Source organism: Rhodococcus sp. LB1 (assembly GCF_001583455.1).
In the GTDB taxonomy this organism is placed as follows: domain Bacteria; phylum Actinomycetota; class Actinomycetes; order Mycobacteriales; family Mycobacteriaceae; genus Rhodococcus_F; species Rhodococcus_F opacus.
The window spans coordinates 14,572-35,486 of record NZ_LTCZ01000045.1 but is presented as its reverse complement, the minus strand read 5'-3'; the positions used below and the strand labels follow the sequence as shown (position 1 = coordinate 35,486).

Genomic DNA, 20,915 nt, shown 5'->3' with positions numbered 1-20,915 from the left:
CCGCTCAGGCCCCGGTCTTCACGCGCTGGGCTCCGGCATAGACGTTCATCGACTCCCCGCGGAGGAAGCCGACGAGCGTCGTGCCGGATTCCAGTGCCAGGTCGACGGCCAGCGAGGACGGCGCCGACACCGCGCCGAGCATCGGTACCCCCGCCATCACGGACTTCTGCACCAATTCGAAGGACGCGCGCCCGCTGACGAGCAGAACGCTGCCCGACAGCGGCACCCGATCCTGTGTGAGCGCCCACCCCAGCACCTTGTCGACGGCGTTGTGCCTGCCGACGTCCTCCCGCAACGCGACGAGAGCGCCGTCGGGTGTGAACAGGCCCGCGGCGTGCAGTCCGCCCGTCGACTCGAAGATGCGCTGACCCGACCGCAGGGTGGCCGGCATCGACGACAACGTGGCCGCCGTCACCGACAAGTCGTTGCCGGACAACGGAAATCGTGACCGCGTGCGGACCTGGTCCAGCGACGCCTTGCCGCACACCCCGCAGGCCGACGAGGTGACGAATCGGCGTTCCGGTCCACCCGGCGCCGGGACGCCCTCGGCCAGAACCACATCGAGCACGTTGTACGTGTTGGCTCCGCTCTCGTCGACGCCGTCGCAGTAGCGGACGACGGACACGTCGTCGCGGCTCTCGATGACGCCCTCGGTCAGCAGGAACCCGTGCACCAGATCGATGTCGTCGCCCGGCGTACGCATCGTCACCGACAGCGAACGGCCGCCGACCCGGATCTCGAGGGGTTCTTCGACGGCCAGCGAATCCGGTCTGCGTGTCGTTCCGTGCTCGGTGATGCGGACGACCGGGCGCCGCGCGGTGACGCGCCCCATCACCTGGCGCCGGATTCGAGCGGACTGCATGCGGACGAGGGGCGGGTCATGAGTCCATAGTGGCCCCGAACCCGGCGCGACGGCCAGTCGTTCCGGCGCGCCGCCGCGGTGAGCCCGTACCCTCTGGACATGGGTGTGAGCGTGCGAGCTGCGACCGGATCCGACATCCCCGAACTGTCGCGCGTCCTGGCCGACGCGTTCTTCGACGACCCCGTGATGGTGTGGATGTGGCCGGATCCCGACCGCCGGCGGCGCGGCCTGCCGAGACTGTTCGCGGTGGAGATCCGCCATCACCATCTCGCCGGGGGCGGAGCCGAATTGGCAGAGGACGGCGACGGCGTGGTCCGTGGGGCCGCCATGTGGGATCCGCCCGGTGGCTGGAAGCAGTCCACGTTGTCGTCGCTCCTCAGCCTGCCGGGGCTGGTCCGCGCGTTCGGCTCCCGGCTGGGCGTCGGGGCCGCGGTGAGCGGAACCGTCGAAGACGCACACCCGGTCGATCCCGTGCACTGGTATCTGGCGACGATCGGAACGTCGAGCGCGGGACGGGGCGGCGGCTACGGGAAGGCGCTGTTGCGGTCGCGGCTGGACCGTTGTGACGCCGACGGGCTCCCGGCGTATCTGGAGTCGAGCAAGGAAGACAACATCTCCTACTACCAGCGATTCGGCTTCGACGTCACCGGCGAGATCCGGATCCCGGATGGCGGACCGACGGTATGGGCGATGTGGCGGGAACCCGTCCGGGCGACCCCTTAGGCTAAGCTCGGCAAGCCTTACCTAAGTGGATCGTAGTACCTGGTAGACGAGAGGGTCGCCGCATGAACGTGGGTCAACAGAGGATCGGCCTGAGCCGACGCGGATTCCTCGTGGGCACCGGGGGAGCGCTGCTCGCGTTCGCCGCGGCCTGCAGCAGCTCGGACGGCAACGGCAGCGGCAGCGAGCCGTCGGGCCCCGTCGTCGCCCACAAGTACGGCGAGACCCAGGTGCCGACCGACCCGCAGCGCATCGTCAGCGTGGGCTACAACGACCAGGACACGGTCCTCGCGCTCGGCGGGACGCTGGCCGGCACGTTCGACTGGTACGGCGACTACCCCTACGGCGTGTGGCCGTGGGCGCAGGACCTCCTCGGCGACGCGCAGCCCGAGATCGTGGGCACGGCGTCCACCAACATCGACTTCGAGAAGGTCGCGGCCGTCGCCCCGGACCTGGTGGTCGGCACCTACTCCGGCCTCACCCAGGCGCAGTACGACAAGCTGAGCGCCATCGCGCCGACGGTGGCGCAGCCCGCGGACTTCGCCGACTACGGCGTTCCGTGGCAGGACCAGACGAGGATTCTCGGCGATGCGCTCGGCAAGAAGGACAAGGCGGCCGAGCTGGTGTCCTCCGTCGAGACGCAGTTCGACGACGTCCGGGCCGCCAACCCGGCGTTCGCGGGAAAGACCGTCCTCGTCGGCGCGCTCAAGGGTCCGGGGCAGTTCGGTGTGTACGGCCCGGAGGACCCGAAGGTTCGCTTCTTCACCGAACTCGGCTTCGTGAACCCTCCTGTGACGGAGCAGATCACCGGCAACTTCGCCGAGATCAGCACGGAGCAGTTGTCGCTTGCAAACGTCGACCTCCTCGTCTGGTACGCGGGCGGTGGCTACGGCGACAAGCTGCGCGCGGAACTCGACAAGACGCCGATCTATCAGGAACTCGACGTGGTGAAGGCCGGACGCACGATCACGCTCGAGGACGCCGCCGCCGAGGCGATGGCGTGGAGCACCGTATTGAGCCTGCCGTACGCGTTGAACGAGATCCCGCCGCGGGTCGCGCCCCTGCTCGCCTGAGGCGCGGATGTCCGACGGTGTGACCCCGGTTCGTGATACCAACGACTCGTGACCGCGATTCCTGAACTCCACGCCGGAACTCCTTTCGACGACCTCGACGACTACCTCGCGCTCGGCCGCGTCGGAAGCCTCGCGCTGTCCGCGGACGGGCGAAGGCTCGTCGTCGCGCAGTCGACGCTCGGCGAGAAGGCGACGAAGTACGTCACCGCGCTGTGGGAGATCGATCCCACCGGCGAGTTCGCGGCGCGCCGGCTCACCCGTGGCCGCAGCGGGGAGTCCAACCCGACGTTCACCAGCGACGGCGATCTCCTCTTCACGTCCTCCCGTCCGACGCAGGACGAGGACGACCTTCCCGACGACCTGTGGCGACTGCCCGCGCGGGGCGGCGAGGCGGTGGTCGTCGCGCGCCGAGGCGGCGGCATCACAGGGGTTCGCGCCGCGCGGTGCGCGCCGCGTTTCGTCGTGACCACCGGGGTTCTGGGGCGATCCGGCGAGTCCGCCGACGACGAGCGGGTGCGCACCGAGCGCAAGGAGAAGAAGGTCTCGGCGATCCTGCACACGGGCTACCCGATCCGCTATTGGGACCACGATCTCGGTCCCGACGTGCCCCACCTCCTGTCCGCCCCACTGGACGCGCTCGCGGAGAACGGGCAGGAGCCGGAGCTGACCGACCTCACCCCGATGCCGGGTCCGGCGCTGCGCGAGGCCAACTACGCGCTGAGCGACGACGGCGCCTTCGTCGTGACGTCGTGGACGGTTCCCGGTCCGCTCGCGTCGATCCGGAACATCCTGGTGCGCGTCGACACCGAGACGGGGGCGCGCACGGTCCTCGTCGACGACGCCGACGCCGATCTGTCGGACCCGGTGATCTCCCCGGACGGACGGCACGTCGTATTCACGCGGGAATCGCATGCGACACCCGACTCCGCGCCTCGATTCACGCTGCACCGCTACAGCTTCGACAGCGGCACCGTCACCGAGGTGGCGCCGGGGTGGGATCGGTGGGCCACGTCCGTGGTCTGGCTGTCCGACGGTTCGGGGCTCCTCGTCACCGCAGACGACCGTGGGCGCGCACCGATCTTCCTGCTCCGTGACGGCGCGGACCCCACTCGGGTGACGACCGACGACTGCGCGTACACCGACCTGCAGGTGGCCCCCGACGGGTCGACGGTGTTCGCGCTGCGCGCGTCGTACGCGGCGCCGCCGCACCCGGTGCGCATCGACATCACCACCGGTGCCGTGTCGCTGCTGAAGGCGCCCGCCGGCCTCCCCGAACTGCCGGGCACGCTGACCGAGGTCGAGACGGTCGCCGCCGACGGCGCGGCACTGCGCGCGTGGCTCGCGGTGCCGACCGGCGCCTCCGCCCACGCGCCGGTGCCTCTCGCGCTGTGGGTGCACGGCGGCCCCCTGGGTTCGTGGAACACCTGGTCGTGGCGGTGGAACCCGTGGCTCCTGGTCGCGCGGGGATACGCCGTGCTGCTCCCGGATCCGGCGTTGTCCACCGGCTACGGGCGGGAGTTCCTCGAGCGGGGCTGGGGTAAGTGGGGCAAGGCCCCGTTCACCGATCTCATGGCACTCACCGACGCCGCGGTGGCGCTGCCGGAGATCGACGAGAAGCGCACCGCGGCGATGGGCGGATCGTTCGGCGGTTACATGGCCAACTGGATCGCCGGACACACCGACCGGTTCAAGGCGATCGTCACCCACGCCAGCCTCTGGGCGCTGGACCAGTTCGGCCCCACCACCGACGCCGCCTGGTACTGGCAGCGGGAGATGACGCCCGAGATGGCGGTGGAGAATTCACCCCACCTGTACGTCGCGGACATCGTCACTCCGATGCTGGTCATTCACGGCGACAAGGACTTTCGCGTACCGATCGGCGACGGGTTGCGGCTGTGGTTCGAGCTGCTGTCCGAGTCGGGGTTGCCCGCGGACGACGACGGTCGCACCGAACACCGCTTCCTCTACTTCCCGGACGAGAACCACTGGATCCTCACCCCGCAGAACGCGAAGGTCTGGTACCAGGTGGTGCTGTCGTTCCTCTCCGAGCACGTGCGGGGCGAGGACGTCGCGCTGCCCGAGATCCTGGGCCGGTAGCCGGCGGACCGGGGCAGCGCCGAGGCGGATTCACGTCCGCTTCTCGCGACCCCGATCGAATTCCTTGCCACCCCACACGCCGGTCTGACCGGTGGCCCTGGCGAACAGCTCACAGCGCATCCGCAGTGGGCAGTGATGACAGACGTCGCGCGCGTACGCGAAATCCTCCGTCGGGAACGGGAACCACCGGTCCGGCTCGGGGTCGGCGCGGCACGCGGCGTCGACCCAGCCCGCGGGGTCGTCGGAGGCAGGCAGCAGGGTGGACAGGGTCGTGTCCAGGACGTCGGTCATCGGGAAATCTCCCCTTCCCGGGAGAAGGTCGGTCGGGTGGCGGCGGGTGCGGGGATCTCGCGGCTAGACCGCCGCGAGATCCCTCCAGATCTGCCGCTGCGCCTTTTCGATGTGCCGGGGCGCCTTCGGCTCCCAGAGGAGCGGCATTCCCGCCTCCTCCGGTGTGCGGTCGGCCTTCCGCTGGTTGCAGGGGACGCAGCAGGCCACGAGGTTGGCCCACGTGTTCGGGCCGCCGCGGCTCCTCGGCAGCACGTGGTCGATGGTCGTCGCGACCGGCTCGGCGCAGTAGCCGCAACGATTGCGGTCGCGGCGGAACACGCCCGCGAACGTCGCGCGGCTGCTGTCGGTCACCAGCACGGAATGCGGGACGTAGACGTAGCGCAGCAGTCGAATGGTCTGCGGCAGGCTGATCTCGACGTGTTGCGAGCGAATCGGGAACGGAGGCTCTCGATCTGCGACCGTCTCGGCCGCACCGACGCTGATCAGCACGACGGCGCGCTCCGCGGGGATCTCGCAGAGGGCCTCGTACGTGACATTGAGGACGAGCACATCCGCGCGCGACCAACTGCGGGCGTCGAGGGTGCTGAGGGGCGGATTACGGGAGAAGTGCCTCACGGGAGATCTCGGTTCTGTCGTCGGTTCGCGGCGGTGGGGGCACGCCGGGCGACTGCGGTCGGGTCAGGCGTGTCGGGTGGAGCGGTGGGTCTTCGGGGCGGGCATGATCCCGCGTTCGCCTTGCCGGCCGGCGGGGAAGGAGGAGGCGCCCGTGCGTGACGGCTGCAACCGGGCTGCGTGGGCTGCGGGCAGTGCGCGCATCGCTACGTCCTTCCCGAACTCGACGTGTGAACCGATCGGAACACGTCGAGCATGACACAGGGCACAGCCCGCGTCCTGGCATTTTTCGCGCAATCGGACCCGTGAGCCGGGGCGTGTCGAATCGGACAGGATGCGCGACACGTCCGATGGATGCGGTGAAGTAGCGGTTCTCTCGCTACGGTGTTCGATACGTACCCCGAATGAAGGAGACATCGTGGCACTTCCCCAGCTCACTGACGAACAGCGGGCAGCAGCTCTCGAGAAGGCCGCCGCCGCTCGTAAGGCACGCGCAGAGCTCAAGGACAAGCTCAAGTCCGGTGACATCACCCTCAAGCAGGTCCTTTCCAAGGCCGATGTCGACGACATCATCGGAAAGACCAAGGTCAGCGCCATTCTGGAAGCCCTGCCGAAGATCGGCAAGGTGAAGGCCCAGGAGATCATGGCCAACCTGGAGATCGCTCCGACGCGCCGCCTCCGTGGCCTCGGCGACCGTCAGCGCGACGCCCTGCTGGCGCACTTCAGCTGACACGTTCCCCGGGCGCCCGCCCCATCGCCTTCCGGCGACGGGCGGGCGCCCGGACGCGTCTTTCCTGCCCCCACCCCCGCTAGTGCAACCTGAAGGTTGCGCAATCGGGCGCCGATGTGCAACCGTGAGGTAGCACATCAGCGAGAGGTGAGGATGATCATGAGCATTCCGGACGCATCCCAGGACAGGATCGAGCGCGCGATCCAGATCGACGCCCCCATCGAGCGGGTGTTCCGGCTGGTGAGTGAACCCGGCTGGTTCATCGGCGACGGCGAACCCGGCAAGACGACCACCACACGCGAAGGCGACGTCTTCGTCGTGGACTTTCCCCCGTACGGGCGCTTCCCGATACTTCCCGTCAAGTCCGACGCACCGCACTACGTCTCGTTCCGTGGGGGAGACGATCCCGCACAGCCGCTCGTGGAGGGCACGTCCACCCTGGTCGAGTTCTTCCTGTCGGAGCGGGACGGCGGCACGCTCCTCCGCGTCGTCGAAACCGGATTCGCCGCCCTGTACCCGAATGCCGAGCGCCGCGCGGCCGTCTACGAAGGCAATATCGAGGGCTGGGAAATGCAACTGGCGTTCGCCAAGCGCGACGCCGAACGCGGCGAATAGAGCATCGGTCGTGTCGACCTCGCTGACCGCAGTCGGGGGTTGCGGTCAGCGAGGTCGGTGCGCCGCCGATTCCGGAGGCACGCTCGGATAGTCGTCGGGTCAGTGCACTTCGTTACGCGCCTCGTCCGCTCGGATGCCGGCGCGACGAAATCGGGGAGTACGGACTCGGGTCGATGTCCGGTCGCCGTTCGTCCACGAGATCCGCGAGGATGCGGGCCGAGCCGACCGCCATGGTCCAGCCGACGTGACCGTGACCGGTGTTGAAGTACAGGTTGTCGTGGCGTCCCAGGCCGATCATCGGCGGGCCGTCGGGCGTCATCGGGCGAAGGCCCGTCCGGTATCTGGCCGTGTCCCAGTCCACCGCGCCGGGGAACAGTTCGTTCCCCGCGTCCACGATGCCCGCGTAGTCGGCGGGGGAGTGACTGCGGTCGTACCCGACGAATTCCGCGGTGGCCGACATTCTCAGCTCGTCACCGAACCGCGACCAGGCGACGAGTGTCTTCTCGTCGATGCCGCCCACCACCGGCGCGCGTTCGGGGTCCTTGACGGTCGCGGTCAGCGTGTATCCCTTCGCCGGGTAGACGGGCAGTCGCAGACCGACGCTCCTCGCGACGAGAGCACTCGCGGCCCCGGCGGCGAGAACGAAGGCATCCGCGCGAATGTGGCCCTGATCGGTCACGGTCGACGTGATGGCCGCACCGTCGGTCTCGAGGGCCACGACGGACGTGCCCAGGTGGAACCGGACCCCCAGCCGACCGCATTCCTCGGCGAGCCCCACCGAGAATCGGTGCGGGTCGCCGGTGCCGTCGGTGCGGTCGTGGATCGCCCCGGCGAACGTGGCCGTCCCGTGCCGGAGGGCGGGCTCCGCGGCCGCGATCTCCTCGGGTCCCAGCACGTCCTGCAGCTGTCCGTGGTCGCGGAGCATGTGCGAGTTCATCTGCGCTTGCTCGAGTTCCGCTTCGTCCCGGTACAGGTACAGCACGCCGTTCCGTGTCTGGCAGTACTCCAGGTTCTCGCGGGCGGTGAGTTCGTCCATCAGCTGTTGGCTGTACCGGGCCAGGCGGAGCTTCGCGAGAGTGTTCGACCGCGCCCGGGAGGCCGTGCATTCGCGGAGGAATCGCACACCCCACCGGGCGAGTTCGGCGTCCGCCCGGGGGCGGACGCGGATCGAGGTCGACGCGCCGAGCAACGATCGGACCAGCATGGCGGGAGCCGACGGCGACGCCCACGCGTAGGAGTGACCGGGGGCGATCAGTCCGGCGGTGCTCGCGCTGGTGTCGGACGCGACCTCGCGGCGCCGGTCGTACACATGAACCTCGTGTCCACGTTCGGCGAGCGCATGGGCGGTCGCGACTCCCACGACCCCTGCTCCGAGTACTGCCACCTTCATTCCGCTTCCTTTCCTTCGGTCGAACCCCGGCCCGTGACGGCAATGGCCTGTATCTCCACGAGCAGCTGCGGGTCCAGCAGGTCTGCGACCACGGTGGCCCTGGCCGGGCGGTGCTCTGCGGCGAACCAGCGCATCCATTCCTCGTTGAAGCGCGGGGCGTCGTCGGCGTTCGCGAGATACACCGTGGCCGAGGCGATGTCGTGCAGGGTGGCGCCGGCCGCGGCGAGGACCCTGTCGAGTCGTGTGAGGGAGTGACGGGTCTGTTCCACCACGTCGGTGCCGACGACGTTGCCGGTGTCGTCGAACGAGACCTGCCCGGAGACGAACACGAGGTCGCCGACCCTGCGCGCCGACGGGTACACGCTGGTGCCGGTGGTCACGCCGGGAACGTCCACGATGTCACCCATGGTCGGGCTCGCCGGCTGTGGTGTCGCCGGGGTCGCCGCGCAGCACTTCCTCGACGTAGAAGCGCCAGCCGAGGAATCCGACCCACAGGGTGACGGTGACGACGGCGGTGGGTACCCCGTAATAGAGGAGGGTGGGAATCATGCGAATTCTCCTTCGGTGACGCGGACGGCAGGCTGCTGCCGGCGCGGATAGCGGGACGAGGTGGCCATCGCGACCGTGACGAAGACGAGCAGGTTGGCGACGACGCCGGGCACCAGCCCGTCCAGTCCGAACGGAGCGTCGAGGCCCCACTGCCACACCGCGGTGACGATCGCGCCTGCCGTGATCGCCGACAGTGCCGCCGGAGCGGACCGCACGCCGAACAGCACGGCGCCGAACAACGGAACGATGACCGTCGGAGCCCACAGGGTGTAGCTGTAGAGAAGGGCGTCGACGATGGACGGAACGCTGAGGGCGAAGATGGTCGCTCCGGCACCGACGACGACGCTGGTGGCCCGCTCGATGGTGAGCCGCCTCGACGGTGGCAGTTCGGCCGGGCTGAGTGGCTGGTAGATGTCCTTGGTCAGGACGACGGCGGTGGAATTGAGGTAGGAACTGGCCGTCGACATCACGACCGCCATCAGCGCGGCCACCACCAATCCGAGAACGCCGACCGGCATCAGATTCATCACCACGGTCGGAAGCGCCTGATCGCTTTCGATGTCGGGGTACAGGACGAGCGCGATCAACCCGAGAGACGCCGAGGTGAAGAAGAAGAAGAACGAGAAGAACCCGGCCAGTGCGTAGCCCTTACGGGCGTGCCGCGAGTCGGGGGTGGAGAACGTCCGCTGCGCGTACGGCGGGACGAGCGTCTCACCGAGCAGTAGTGCCGCGAAGAGAGTGAGGAACTGTGCGGGGGAGTAGTCGCCCATGAACGAAAGATGCTCGGCGGGAACACTGTCCAGGAGAGCCGACGGTCCGCCGACGGCGTCGAGCCCGATGAGGAGCGCCACCGGCAGGAGTACTCCGAGGAAGACGAACTGCAGCAGGTCGGTCTGGATCACCGCCCACGCCCCGCCGAACGAGGAGTAGAGCACTACCACTCCCATGCCGATGATCACCGCGGGCACGGTGGGCACGTCGAGGGTGGCGTTGACGACGGTGCCGATGGCCAGGGCCTGGGCGCCGAGGATGCCGGCGCACAGGACGACGGACAGTATGCCGGTGACGAGTCTCGCCGGCCGGCCGTAGTGGGCCTCCATGATGTCGCCGAGGGTGTGGGCGCCGATGTAGTTCTTGAGTCTGGGCGCGACGAAGTAGCCGACGAGCACCGTCTGAACGCCGAACGCGCAGAAGGCGAACATGTACACGTATCCGTCACGCATGGCGGCGCCGGCGACGCCGAGCGATGCTCCGCCGCCGAGGAAGGCTGCGGCCAGGCTGCCGAAGAAGACCGGCCAGATGATCCGGTTGCCCGCCACTGCGAAATCGTCCGGCGACTTGACGCGTCGCATGGTCTGGACGCCGATCAGGACGAGTAGCAGGAAGTAGGCACCGAGAAGTATCCAGTCGAGGATTGCCATGTGAACTCCTAGTTGGGATGAACTCATCGTAGGAACGTCATGTGACCGTCGTCACTAGGCAAGTTGCCCTTGATCTACACTGAAATCGATACCGAATTGTGCGATGTGCACAATTCCCAGAAGCGTTCGGAAGGGCAGTCGATGCTGAGTGAGGCTCTGGCGCAACAGATCGCGAACGAGATCACCGACGTCATCGGGTTCAACGTGCTCATCACGGATGCGGCCGGAACGGTGGTCGGCAGCGGGGACGAACGTCGCATCGGCCAGTTCCACGAGGCATCGATCGAGGTGATCCGTGCACGGCGCATGATTGCGCACTCGGCAGCGGACGTCCGCGACCTCGTCGGCAGTCTGCCCGGCGTCACCATTCCGCTCGTCATCGACGGTGACGTGGTGGGCACCATCGGGCTGTCCGGCTCACCCGAGCAGGTCGAACAGTTCGGGCTGGTGGTCAAGCGGCAGACCGAAATCCTGATGCAGGAGGCCTCGCGGATCGGTACCCGGCTGACCTACGAGCGGGCAGCGGAAGAACTGCTCCGCGACATCTGTGACTGGCATCGCTCCACGTTCACCGAGGCTCAGATCTCCCGGCGCGCAACCGGTCTGGGGTACGACCTGCGCCGTCCCCGGGTCATGGTGCTGATCAGCTACGACAGTCACACCGACGACGCCGCCGTGGAGGGACGGCCCGTGTCCCTCGAGGTCCTGCGCGCCGTGCAGGACACCTTCGACTCCGCGACCGATCTGGTCGCACCGCTCGCCCGGCAGGTCATCGCGGTCACCACCGTGGTGACCGCACCGACACCGGCTGCGGATGCGGCTTTGACGGACCGGTGCCGGAAGTATGTGTCCCTGGTCCGGGAACGGGGATGGGACACCCGTGTGGGGATCGGCTCGATCGCGCACGGGGTCGAGCAGCTCAATCTCTCGTCCCAGGACGCGTACGACGCGCTGCGGCTCGGCGCGGTTCTCGACCCACGCGGTCGGGTCTACGACATCGACCGGTTCCGCCTCCATCAGGCCGTCTCGGTGATACCTGCGGAAACCCGTGACAGACTGTCACGGGCCGTGCTCGGCGCGTTGGCCACCGACAGCGATTGGCCGCAGCTGCAGGAGACGCTGATCGCCTGGGGGGAGTGCGGGTTCAACTCCAGCCGGGCGGCGAAGCGGCTGCACGTCCACCGCAATACCCTCGCCAACCGACTCGACAAGATCGCCCGGGTCCTCCGTCGTCCGCTGGACGAGCCGGGCCTGGGCATGACGCTCTACCTCGCCTGTGTGGTGGCGCAGCGGGCCGGCTGAGCCTCGCCGGCGGGCCGGCCGAGCCTTCAGCCGGCGTGTGTGTGAACACCGCCGGCGCGCCCGTCGCCGTGTCGCCGCCGATCGGCGGCATTTTCGATGCATACTCGACACTCTCGAGTGGTTGCCGCACTGGATGCGGCAGACGAACCGGAGGAATCCCTTGAACGACCATCACGTGCAGCTCTTCTCCGAGCTGCACAGCACCGCAGGATCCCAGGCAGGCGGCGAGGATGCCGGCGAGGCGCTGCGCCCCGTCGACCCGGAGCATCGCACCGCCACCGAGGTGCACCGCGCGCTGTTCAGCGACCAGTAGCGAGGCGGACGGTAGCCCCGTCGTCGGTCGTCCGTGCGTTCATTAGACTCGACGGGTGACCAGTGCAGCTCCAGAAAATCCCCAGAACCGTGCCGATGCCCTCCCGAAGAGCTGGGACCCCAGTTCCGTCGAGGACGATCTGTATCAGGGCTGGGTAGACGCCGGTTACTTCCGCGCGGACCCGCACAGCGACAAGCCGGGCTATTCCATCGTCCTGCCGCCGCCCAACGTGACCGGCAGCCTGCACATGGGTCACGCGCTCGACCACACGTTGATGGACGCGCTGAGCCGCCGCAAGCGGATGCAGGGCTACGAGGTGCTGTGGCTGCCCGGCATGGACCACGCGGGCATCGCGACGCAGACCGTGGTCGAGAAGCAGCTCGCCGTCGACGGCAAGACGAAGGAAGACTTCGGCCGCGAGCTGTTCATCGACAAGGTGTGGGACTGGAAGCGCGAGTCCGGTGGCACCATCGGCGGCCAGATGCGCCGCATCGGTGACAGCGTCGACTGGAGCCGCGACCGGTTCACCATGGACGACGGGCTGTCCCGCGCCGTCCAGACCATCTTCAAGCGCATGTACGACGACGGCCTGATCTACCGGGCCGAGCGTCTCGTCAACTGGTCGCCCGTGCTGCAGACGGCGATCTCCGACATCGAGGTGAAGTTCGAGGACGTCGAGGGCGAGCTGGTCTCGCTGCGGTACGGCTCCCTGAACGACGACGAGCCGCACGTCGTGGTCGCGACCACCCGTGTCGAGACGATGCTCGGCGACACCGCCGTGGCCGTCCACCCCGACGACGAACGCTACAAGCACCTGATCGGGACGACGCTCGAGCACCCCTTCACCGGGCGCGACATCCCGATCGTCGCGGACGAGTACGTCGATCCCGAGTTCGGCACCGGCGCCGTCAAGATCACGCCCGCACACGACCCCAACGACTTCGAGATGGGCCTGCGGCACAACCTGCCGATGCCGACCATCATGGACAAGACCGGCAGGATCGCCGACACGGGAACGCAATTCGACGGTCTCGACCGATTCGAGGCACGCGTCAAGGTGCGTGAGGCGCTCGCCGAGCAGGGGCGCGTGGTCGCGGAGAAGCGGCCCTACCTGCACAGCGTCGGACATTCCGAGCGCACCGGTGAGTCCATCGAGCCGCGCCTGTCGTTGCAGTGGTGGGTGAAGGTCGAGTCCCTCGCGAAGGCCGCCGGTGACGCGGTGCGCAACGGTGACACGGTGATCCACCCGGCCAGTCAGGAACCGCGGTGGTTCGCCTGGGTCGACGACATGCACGACTGGTGCATCTCGCGTCAGTTGTGGTGGGGTCACCGGATCCCGATCTGGTACGGCCCCGACGGCGAGGTCGCATGCTTCGGGCCGGACGAGGCCGCGCCCGAGGGCTGGGTGCAGGATCCCGACGTCCTCGACACCTGGTTCTCCTCCGGGTTGTGGCCGTTCTCGACCATGGGCTGGCCCGAGAAGACGCCCGAGCTCGAGAAGTTCTATCCCACAAGTGTTCTCGTCACCGGTTACGACATCCTGTTCTTCTGGGTGGCGCGGATGATGATGTTCGGCACGTATGTGTCGGAGGACGACGCCATCACGGGGCGGGGCGAGCGAAGCGACGGGGTGTTCAGCGAAGGCAAGTCCGGACCGCAGATGCCGTTCGAGGACGTGTTCCTGCACGGCCTCGTCCGCGACCAGTTCGGCAAGAAGATGTCGAAGTCGCGGGGCAACGGCATCGACCCGCTCGACTGGGTCGACCGCTTCGGCGCCGATGCGCTCCGCTTCACGCTGGCCCGCGGCGCCAACCCCGGCAGCGACCTGTCCGTCGGCGAGGATCACGCGCAGTCCTCGCGGAACTTCGCGACCAAACTGTTCAACGCGACCAAGTTCGCCCTCATGAACGGGGCCGCGCCGGCGCCACTGCCCGGACGCGGCGAGCTGACCGACGCCGACCGGTGGATCCTCGACCGCCTCGAGCAGGTGCGCGGGGAGGTCGACGCCGCATTCGACCGGTACGAGTTCAGCAAGGCGTGCGAGGCACTGTTCCACTTCGCGTGGGACGAGGTCTGCGACTGGTACCTCGAGCTGGCCAAGGTGCAGTTCGCCGAGAACGACACGGTCGCGGCGAACACGCGGGCCGTGCTCGGCAACGTCCTCGACGCCCTGTTGCGCCTGCTCCACCCGGTGATCCCGTTCGTCACGGAGACCCTGTGGAAGGCGCTCACCGAGAACGAATCCGTCGTCGTGGCGGACTGGCCGCAATCGAGCGAGGCCGCCGCGGATGCGGTTGCGGCGCAGCGCGTCGAGGACATGCAGCGACTGGTGACCGAGGTGCGCCGATTCCGTAGCGATCAGGGGCTCAAGCCCTCGCAGCGGGTGCCCGCACGGATCAGCGGCATCGCCGAGGCCGATCTGGACACACAGCTCGCCGCGGTCACATCGCTGGCCCGCCTGACGGACCCGGAGGACGGGTTCGCGGTGTCCGCATCGGTGGAGGTGCGCCTGAGCAAGGCGACCGTCACCGTCGATCTCGACACGTCGGGCAACGTCGACCTGGGCGCCGAGAAGGCCCGGCTGGAGAAGGACCTCGCGGCCGCGCAGAAGGAACTCGCCGGTACCACCGCCAAGTTGTCCAACGAGGCGTTCCTGGCCAAGGCCCCCGACGCCGTCAAGGAGAAGATCCGCACGCGTCAGCAGATCGCGACGGAAGAAATCGAACGCATCACCAAGCGATTGAAGGAGCTGGAAGGCGCGTGACCTCGCCCGACTTCACGCCGGAGGAAGTCAGTCCTGTCGACCTCGCGGAGCTGACACTGGTCGAGGCGGAACTCGACAAGCGGTGGCCCGAGACGAAGATCGAGCCGTCCCTCACCCGGATCGCGGCCCTGATGGACGTGCTCGGTTCGCCGCAGCACGGCTATCCCGCCATCCACGTCACCGGCACCAACGGCAAGACGTCGGTGACGCGGATGATCGATGCGCTGCTCACGGCGCTGCACCGGCGCACCGGCCGCACCACCAGCCCGCACCTGCAGCTCGCCACCGAGCGGATCAGCATCGACGGGCGCCCGGTGTCGCCCCGCCGGTACGTCGACACGTACCGGGAGATCGAACCGTACGTGCAGATGATCGACGAGCAGTCGCAGGCGGCAGGCGGCCCGGCGATGAGCAAATTCGAGGTGCTCACCGCGATGGCGTACGCCGCGTTCGCGGAGGCACCCGTCGACGTCGCCGTCGTCGAGGTGGGTCTCGGCGGGCGTTGGGACGCAACCAATGTCATCGACGGCGAGATCGCGGTGATCACCCCGATCAGCCTCGATCACGCCGAGTATCTCGGCGACGACCTGGCCGGGATCGCCGAGGAGAAGGCCGGCATCATCAAGAAGGGCCGCGAGGACGCGCTCGTGCCCCGCGACGCCGTCGCGATCCTCGCCGAGCAGACGCCGGAAGTGATGGAGGTGCTGCTCCGCCGGGCCGTCGAGGTGGATGCCGCGGTCGCGCGGGAGGGCTCGGAGTTCACGGTGCTCGCCCGGCAGATCGCGGTCGGCGGCCAGCAGCTCGAACTCCAGGGCCTCGGCGGGGTCTACACCGACATCTTCCTGCCCTTGCACGGGGAGCACCAGGCGCGGAACGCGTCGCTCGCGCTCGCGGCCGTGGAGGCGTTCTTCGGTGCGGGCCCGGAACGGCAGCTCGACCAGGAGGCCATCCGGGAGGCGTTCGCCTCGGTCGTCAATCCGGGCCGGCTCGAACGGGTGCGCAGCGCCCCCACCGTCTTCCTCGACGCCGCGCACAACCCGGACGGGGCTCGTGCGCTCGCCGCCGCGCTGACCGCCGAGTTCGACTTCCGCAAGCTCGTCGGCGTCGTCAGCGTGATGGGGGACAAGGACGTCGACGGCATCCTGTCGGCGCTGGAACCGGTGTTCGACGAGCTCGTCGTGACGAACAACGGTTCGGCGCGGGCCATGGACGTCGACGATCTCGCCAATCTCGCGGTCGCCAAGTTCGGCGACGAACGCGTCGTCGTGGCGCCCACACTCGCGGACGCGCTGGAAACGGCCATCGGACTGGCCGAGGAGGTCGCCGAGCCGGGTGAAGCAGTATCGGGGGCGGGCGTCGTGGTCACCGGATCCGTGGTGACCGCCGGTGCGGCCCGCACCCTCTTCGGAAAGGACCCAGCGTGAGCGAGCCAGACTCGAGTGCTTCGGAACCGGAGTTCGGGCCGCCGACCAAGGACCCGTGGAAGGGATTCCGCGGCGTGGTCGCGGGATCTCTGATCCTGGAAGCCATCGTGGTGCTTCTCGCCCTGCCGGTCGTCGCGACGGTCGGCGGCGGACTGACCTGGTGGTCCGGAACGTACCTCGTGGGGCTGGCGGTGCTCATGATCCTCGGGGCGGGCCTGCAGGGCCGCCCCTGGGCGATGAAGTACAACCTGTTGTTGCAGGTGGGGCTCCTGCTCGGGTTCTTCGTCCACGTATCGATCGGTTCGGTCGGAGTGGTCTTCGCCATCCTGTGGGGATACCTTCTCTACTTCCGCCGGAATGTCCGCCAGCGAATGGAGCGGGGCCTGCTGCCGGGGCAGCGGGGCTGACCATTTAGGCTGTGCGCCGTGACTGAGCGCACCCTTGTACTGATCAAGCCCGATGCCGTTGCCCGCGGATATGTAGGAGAAATCCTCGGTCGTATCGAGCGGAAAGGTCTGACGATCTCCGCGCTCGACCTGCGCACCGCTCCCGGCGACATCGCAGCCGCCCACTACGCCGAGCACGAAGGCCGCCCGTTCTACCCGGGCCTGCTGGAATTCATCACGGGCGGCCCGCTCGTCGCGGCAGTGCTCGAAGGTCCGCGGGCGATCGCGGCGTTCCGTCAGCTCGCCGGCGGCACCGACCCCGTCGAGAAGGCCGTTCCGGGCACGATTCGCGGTGATTTCGGGCTCGAAGCCCAGGAGAACCTGGTGCACGGCTCCGACTCGGTCGAGTCCGCCGAGCGCGAGATCGCCCTCTGGTTCCCGCACCTCGTCGCCAACTGACCTACCTCTCCACCCACCCCTCGACCCACCGACCTGCCCTCCGGGCCGGCGGCGCCATCGCGTGCGGAACATGTTCCAGACCGATACGTGCGCCGCTGGCACGGACTGCGGCACACGTGTGGGATACTGAGGGTGGTCGGACCGCAATTTGTGCACCACGTGGCTTCGACCGGATGACACCACGGCTCGATGCCCTTCATCGCTGCCCCTACGTCAACAGGAAATACCTGGGCGTTCGGCACGCTGGATGATCAGGCGCTCGCGCCGCGGATGACGGCCATCCGCAAGGCACTACATGGGTGTGCAGTGAAAACGGACACTGCACGCGCTGTGTGGAGCGAGACCAGACAATCTCGCGCTCACATCTGGGGCGCGAGTACACATGATGCGCCCTCGCGTGGCCGCGTGACACTCCCAGACACGGGAGTGGACGCGCCCGGGGGCTGAGGAGACTACGTGGCCGATCAAGCGCCGCCCACAAATTCAGAGCCGAACGAAACGGCCACCGCCGGGAGCGCGGTTCCCGCTCTTCCGGAGAAGATTCGCGTTCACGCCCTCGCGAAGTTGCTGGGCGTGACGAGCAAGCAGGTTCTCGCCGAGGCTGCGGCCCTCGGAACCGAACTGCGCAGCGCGCAGTCGAGCCTGCAACGCGACGTCGCCGAGCGTGTGCACGCGGCCTTCACCGCCGCGCAGAACGCTCCCACCGAGGCACCCGCCGCGGCCGAACCGGTCGCGGAGACCCCGGCCGCCGAACCGGTCGCGGAGAGCCCGGCCGTCGAGGTCGCGCCGGAACCGGTCTCGGCCGCGGTCGTCGAGGAATCGGCGGCCGAGCAGGTTGCGGCCCCGGCGGCTCCCACCGCGGAAGCTCCGGCCGAGGAAACTCCCGCCCAGGAGCCGGTCGCGGAGGAGGCTGCGGTTTCCGAGCGCGACCTCGGACGTGACCTGTTCACCACCGCGTCCTACCAGGTCGAGGCGCCCGCCGCCGAGCCCGCCGCGGAGACCCCGCCCGCCGTCTCTCAGGTCCCGCTCTTCCTGCAGCCCGACCTCGCGGCGGTCGAGACCCCGCCGCGTCGCCGGCGCAGTCGGCGGGACGCCGGGACCCCGGAACCCACCACCGAGCAGCCGCCCGTCGCCGAATCGCGCGAGGAGGTGCCCGAGCCCGCGAAGGCCACGGACACCGGAACCGCCGAGACCGAGTCGGACGAGTCCGATGTCGACGGCGATCAGCCGCGTCGTCGTCGTCGCGGCCGTCGCGGCCGTGGTCGCGGACGGGGCGAACAGCAGAACGAGCAGGACACCGACACCGAGGGTGCCGAGGCCGAGGAATCCGCGCACGAGGAGCGCGAGGAGAAGGTCGCCGAGACACCGGCGCGGGAGCCTGAAGAGAAGCCGAAGAAGGATTCCGAGGAGAAGCCCGCGGAGGCCGAGCAGGCCGAAGCGGAGTCCGGTGACGAAGAGGCCGGTGAGGGTGACTCCGACGGGTCGAGCCGTCGCCGTCGCCGTCGTCGCCGTCGCAAGTCCGGTGGCGAGGGGTCGGGAGAGGCCACGTCCGAGGACGATCCGCCGAACACCGTCGTCCACGAGCGTGAACCTCGCAACAAGAGCCGCTCGAAGGACGAGGTCCAGGGCATCACCGGTTCGACACGGCTCGAGGCGAAGCGTCAGCGTCGCCGCGACGGCCGCGATGCCGGCCGCCGGCGTCCGCCGATCCTCACGGAATCGGAGTTCCTGGCCCGCCGCGAGGCAGTCGACCGCGTGATGGTGGTGCGCGACCGCATCGCCACCGGGCAACCGCACGCGACGACCCAGGTCGCCGTTCTCGAGGACGGTGTCCTCGTCGAACACTTCGTGACCACGTCGGCGTCGGCCTCGATGGTCGGCAACGTGTACCTCGGACGCGTCCAGAACGTGCTGCCCAGCATGGAAGCCGCGTTCATCGACATCGGCCGCGGCCGCAACGGCGTGCTGTACGCGGGTGAGGTCAACTGGGAGGCCGCCGGGCTCGGTGGCAACTCCCGCAAGATCGAGCAGGCTCTCAAGCCGGGCGACCAGGTGCTGGTCCAGGTCAGCAAGGACCCGGTCGGGCACAAGGGTGCGCGGCTGACCACGCAGATCAGTCTCGCGGGCCGCTTCCTCGTGTACGTGCCGGGCGGCACGTCCACCGGCATCAGCCGCAAACTGCCCGACACGGAGCGCAAGCGCCTCAAGGACATCCTGCGCGACATCGTGCCCTCGGACGCCGGAGTCATCATCCGAACCGCGTCGGAGGGTGTGAGCGAGGAGGAACTTGCTCGCGACGTGAAGCGTCTGCAGGACCAGTGGGCCGGGATCGAAGCGCAGGCCGCGAAGGCGGAATCCGGCAAGTCCGGTAACCCGCAGGCCCTGTACGAGGAGCCCGACCTTCTCGTGAAGGTCATTCGCGACCTGTTCAACGAGGACTTCTCCCAACTCGTGATCGAGGGCGAGAAGGCCTGGTCGACGGTCGAGTCGTACATCAAGTCCGTGGCCCCCGATCTCATGCCGAGGCTCGAGCAGCACACGTCGGACAACGGTGTCGACGTCTTCGTGGCGCACCGCATCGACGAGCAGCTGGCGAAGGCGCTCGACCGCAAGGTCTGGTTGCCGTCCGGCGGCACGCTCGTGATCGACCGCACCGAGGCCATGACCGTGGTCGATGTCAACACCGGCAAGTTCACCGGTGCCGGCGGAAACCTCGAGGAGACCGTCACCCGGAACAACCTCGAGGCGGCCGAGGAGATCGTCCGGCAGATGCGCCTGCGCGACATCGGCGGCATGATCGTCGTCGACTTCATCGACATGGTGCTCGAATCGAACCGCGACCTCGTGTTGCGACGGCTGACGGAGGCCCTGGGCCGGGATCGCACCCGCCACCAGGTGTCCGAGGTCACGTCGCTCGGCCTGGTTCAGATGACGCGGAAGAAGCTGGGCACCGGGCTGGTCGAGGCGTTCTCGACGACGTGCGAGCACTGCCACGGCCGGGGCATCATCGTCCACGCCGAGCCGATCGAGGTGAAGACCTCCGAGGACAACGGTGCGCGCGGGGGGTCGTCCCGCGGCGGCGACTCCGGTGGCTCGCGCAAGAAGCGGGGACGCGACAAGTCGTCCGGCGGGGAGACCTCGCAGCCTGTGCACGAGGAAGCCCCGACGGTGGACGCCACCGTCAAGCGGGCCCACCCGGTTGCTCTCGCGATGGCACACCACCATCACGAGGAGGAGGCCGCGCACGCACACAGCGGGCACGAGGCGGAATCCGCCGAGCAGCCCGCGGCGGCGGTTCCCGAGCCCGAGCAGCCGGTCGCCGTGGAGACGGAGACGCCGGCGGCTGACCTGCCCGGCATCGAAGAAGCCGTGGCCGAGGCCCCGGCAGCGGTCGCCGCGGAGGCCGTCGTGGCACCCGAGGCGGAGGAAGCCGCCGTCGAGGAAGCTGTCGCCGCGGAAGCCGTGGCCGAAGAGCCGGTCGTCGAAGCTGCGCCGGCCGAAGCGGCTCCGGTCGCCGAGACCCTGGAACCCGTCGTGGAGCGCGAGCCCGAGCCCCAACCGGAGCCGGTGGCCCCGCAGCGGCGCAGGAGCCGTCGGGTGTCGAGGGCAGCGGCAGCGCCGGTGTCCGAAACCCCGAGCGCCGGGACCGTGTTCGTGATCCCGACATCGGAGACCGGCGCGGAGCACGCACCGGAGCCGGAACCGGCCATGTCGGCTTCGGCCGTGAGCGGGCCGCCCGCGTCCTCGCCCGACGGCGCGGATTCGCAGGCAGCGCCGCGCAGGCCGCGTCGTCGCCGGGCGGCGGCACGTCCCGCCGGCCCACCGGTGGACGCCGACAACTGACGAGGGAGTGCGGGAAGGCGATCGACGCCGGTTTGTACGGAACGGTTGCCTTCCTGTAACCTTG

The 20,915-nt window shown here is 68.8% G+C and carries 20 protein-coding genes; 12 read left to right on the top strand and 8 right to left on the bottom strand.

The genetic code is table 11. The features are described 5' to 3' along the window. Positions 1-4 precede the first annotated feature (4 nt). Positions 5-832: a formate dehydrogenase accessory sulfurtransferase FdhD gene (gene fdhD / locus AZG88_RS08655; protein ID WP_025432947.1), complete on the bottom strand. Its 828-nt coding sequence runs from the start codon at positions 830-832 to the stop codon at positions 5-7. A gap of 129 nt (positions 833-961) precedes the next feature. Between fdhD and AZG88_RS08650 the strand changes: the two genes are divergently transcribed. The 3 genes from AZG88_RS08650 (at position 962) to AZG88_RS08640 (ending at position 4,752) form a co-directional block, all read left to right on the top strand. Then, positions 962-1,585 carry a GNAT family N-acetyltransferase gene (locus AZG88_RS08650; RefSeq protein WP_005248106.1) on the top strand — a complete coding sequence of 208 codons (624 nt, stop codon included), beginning with the start codon at positions 962-964 and terminating at the stop codon, positions 1,583-1,585. A gap of 62 nt (positions 1,586-1,647) precedes the next feature. Further along, on the top strand, positions 1,648-2,655 hold the full coding sequence (locus AZG88_RS08645; RefSeq protein ID WP_005248105.1) for an iron-siderophore ABC transporter substrate-binding protein: 1,008 nt from the start codon (positions 1,648-1,650) through the stop codon (positions 2,653-2,655). Positions 2,656-2,703: 48 nt separating this feature from the next. After that, positions 2,704-4,752, top strand: a complete 2,049-nt coding sequence (locus AZG88_RS08640) for a S9 family peptidase (RefSeq protein ID WP_005248104.1) — start codon at positions 2,704-2,706, stop codon at positions 4,750-4,752. A gap of 30 nt (positions 4,753-4,782) precedes the next feature. Here AZG88_RS08640 and AZG88_RS08635 read toward each other — a convergent pair whose 3' ends face one another. The 3 genes from AZG88_RS08635 to AZG88_RS51585 all read right to left on the bottom strand — a co-directional run bounded on the left by AZG88_RS08635 (position 4,783) and on the right by AZG88_RS51585 (position 5,859). After that, on the bottom strand, positions 4,783-5,043 hold the full coding sequence (locus AZG88_RS08635) for a WhiB family transcriptional regulator (RefSeq protein ID WP_005248103.1): 261 nt from the start codon (positions 5,041-5,043) through the stop codon (positions 4,783-4,785). A 63-nt stretch (positions 5,044-5,106) separates the two neighbouring features. Continuing rightward, positions 5,107-5,658 (bottom strand): HNH endonuclease, encoded by a 552-nt coding sequence (locus AZG88_RS08630; protein ID WP_005248102.1) that lies wholly within the window; start codon positions 5,656-5,658, stop codon positions 5,107-5,109. Between the two features lie 63 nt (positions 5,659-5,721). After that, the gene (locus tag AZG88_RS51585; RefSeq protein ID WP_156517449.1) at positions 5,722-5,859 is read right to left on the bottom strand and encodes a hypothetical protein; all 138 of its coding nucleotides are present in this window, start codon (positions 5,857-5,859) and stop codon (positions 5,722-5,724) included. A 214-nt stretch (positions 5,860-6,073) separates the two neighbouring features. On the opposite strand from AZG88_RS51585, the gene mihF reads away from it, so the two are divergent. Continuing rightward, positions 6,074-6,385: an integration host factor, actinobacterial type gene (gene mihF / locus AZG88_RS08625; RefSeq protein WP_005248100.1), complete on the top strand. Its 312-nt coding sequence runs from the start codon at positions 6,074-6,076 to the stop codon at positions 6,383-6,385. Between the two features lie 153 nt (positions 6,386-6,538). Next, complete coding sequence (locus tag AZG88_RS08620) at positions 6,539-7,000, top strand: SRPBCC family protein (RefSeq protein WP_061045316.1); 462 nt, start codon at positions 6,539-6,541, stop codon at positions 6,998-7,000. Positions 7,001-7,112: 112 nt separating this feature from the next. On the opposite strand, the gene AZG88_RS08615 is transcribed toward AZG88_RS08620, so the two are convergent. The 4 genes from AZG88_RS08615 to AZG88_RS08605 are packed head-to-tail and all read right to left on the bottom strand — an operon-like array spanning position 7,113 to position 10,360. After that, positions 7,113-8,390, bottom strand: a complete 1,278-nt coding sequence (locus AZG88_RS08615; protein ID WP_061045315.1) for a D-amino acid dehydrogenase — start codon at positions 8,388-8,390, stop codon at positions 7,113-7,115. Continuing rightward, complete coding sequence (locus AZG88_RS08610; RefSeq protein WP_061697452.1) at positions 8,387-8,797, bottom strand: RidA family protein; 411 nt, start codon at positions 8,795-8,797, stop codon at positions 8,387-8,389. Before AZG88_RS08610 ends, AZG88_RS08615 begins: the two co-directional genes overlap by 4 nt. Beyond that, positions 8,790-8,939: a hypothetical protein gene (locus AZG88_RS52520; protein ID WP_005248096.1), complete on the bottom strand. Its 150-nt coding sequence runs from the start codon at positions 8,937-8,939 to the stop codon at positions 8,790-8,792. Before AZG88_RS52520 ends, AZG88_RS08610 begins: the two co-directional genes overlap by 8 nt. Continuing rightward, on the bottom strand, positions 8,936-10,360 hold the full coding sequence (locus AZG88_RS08605; protein WP_061045313.1) for a sodium:solute symporter family protein: 1,425 nt from the start codon (positions 10,358-10,360) through the stop codon (positions 8,936-8,938). The genes AZG88_RS52520 and AZG88_RS08605 overlap by 4 nt, the downstream gene beginning before the upstream one ends. 141 nt (positions 10,361-10,501) lie before the next feature. Between AZG88_RS08605 and AZG88_RS08600 the strand changes: the two genes are divergently transcribed. The 7 genes from AZG88_RS08600 (at position 10,502) to AZG88_RS08570 (ending at position 20,851) form a co-directional block, all read left to right on the top strand. Continuing rightward, positions 10,502-11,662, top strand: a complete 1,161-nt coding sequence (locus AZG88_RS08600) for a CdaR family transcriptional regulator (protein WP_231913886.1) — start codon at positions 10,502-10,504, stop codon at positions 11,660-11,662. Between the two features lie 160 nt (positions 11,663-11,822). After that, on the top strand, positions 11,823-11,975 hold the full coding sequence (locus AZG88_RS53425; protein WP_009474026.1) for a hypothetical protein: 153 nt from the start codon (positions 11,823-11,825) through the stop codon (positions 11,973-11,975). 55 nt (positions 11,976-12,030) lie between these two features. Next, positions 12,031-14,739, top strand: a complete 2,709-nt coding sequence (locus AZG88_RS08590) for a valine--tRNA ligase (RefSeq protein ID WP_061045311.1) — start codon at positions 12,031-12,033, stop codon at positions 14,737-14,739. Further along, positions 14,736-16,163, top strand: coding sequence for a bifunctional tetrahydrofolate synthase/dihydrofolate synthase (folC, locus tag AZG88_RS08585; protein ID WP_005248089.1), 1,428 nt, complete (start codon positions 14,736-14,738; stop codon positions 16,161-16,163). Before AZG88_RS08590 ends, folC begins: the two co-directional genes overlap by 4 nt. Next, complete coding sequence (locus tag AZG88_RS08580; protein WP_005248087.1) at positions 16,160-16,570, top strand: DUF4233 domain-containing protein; 411 nt, start codon at positions 16,160-16,162, stop codon at positions 16,568-16,570. The genes folC and AZG88_RS08580 overlap by 4 nt, the downstream gene beginning before the upstream one ends. 18 nt (positions 16,571-16,588) lie before the next feature. Further along, positions 16,589-17,008 (top strand): nucleoside-diphosphate kinase, encoded by a 420-nt coding sequence (gene ndk, locus AZG88_RS08575; protein ID WP_061045309.1) that lies wholly within the window; start codon positions 16,589-16,591, stop codon positions 17,006-17,008. A gap of 456 nt (positions 17,009-17,464) precedes the next feature. Continuing rightward, positions 17,465-20,851: a translation initiation factor IF-2 N-terminal domain-containing protein gene (locus AZG88_RS08570; protein ID WP_061697451.1), complete on the top strand. Its 3,387-nt coding sequence runs from the start codon at positions 17,465-17,467 to the stop codon at positions 20,849-20,851. Positions 20,852-20,915: the final 64 nt, after the last annotated feature.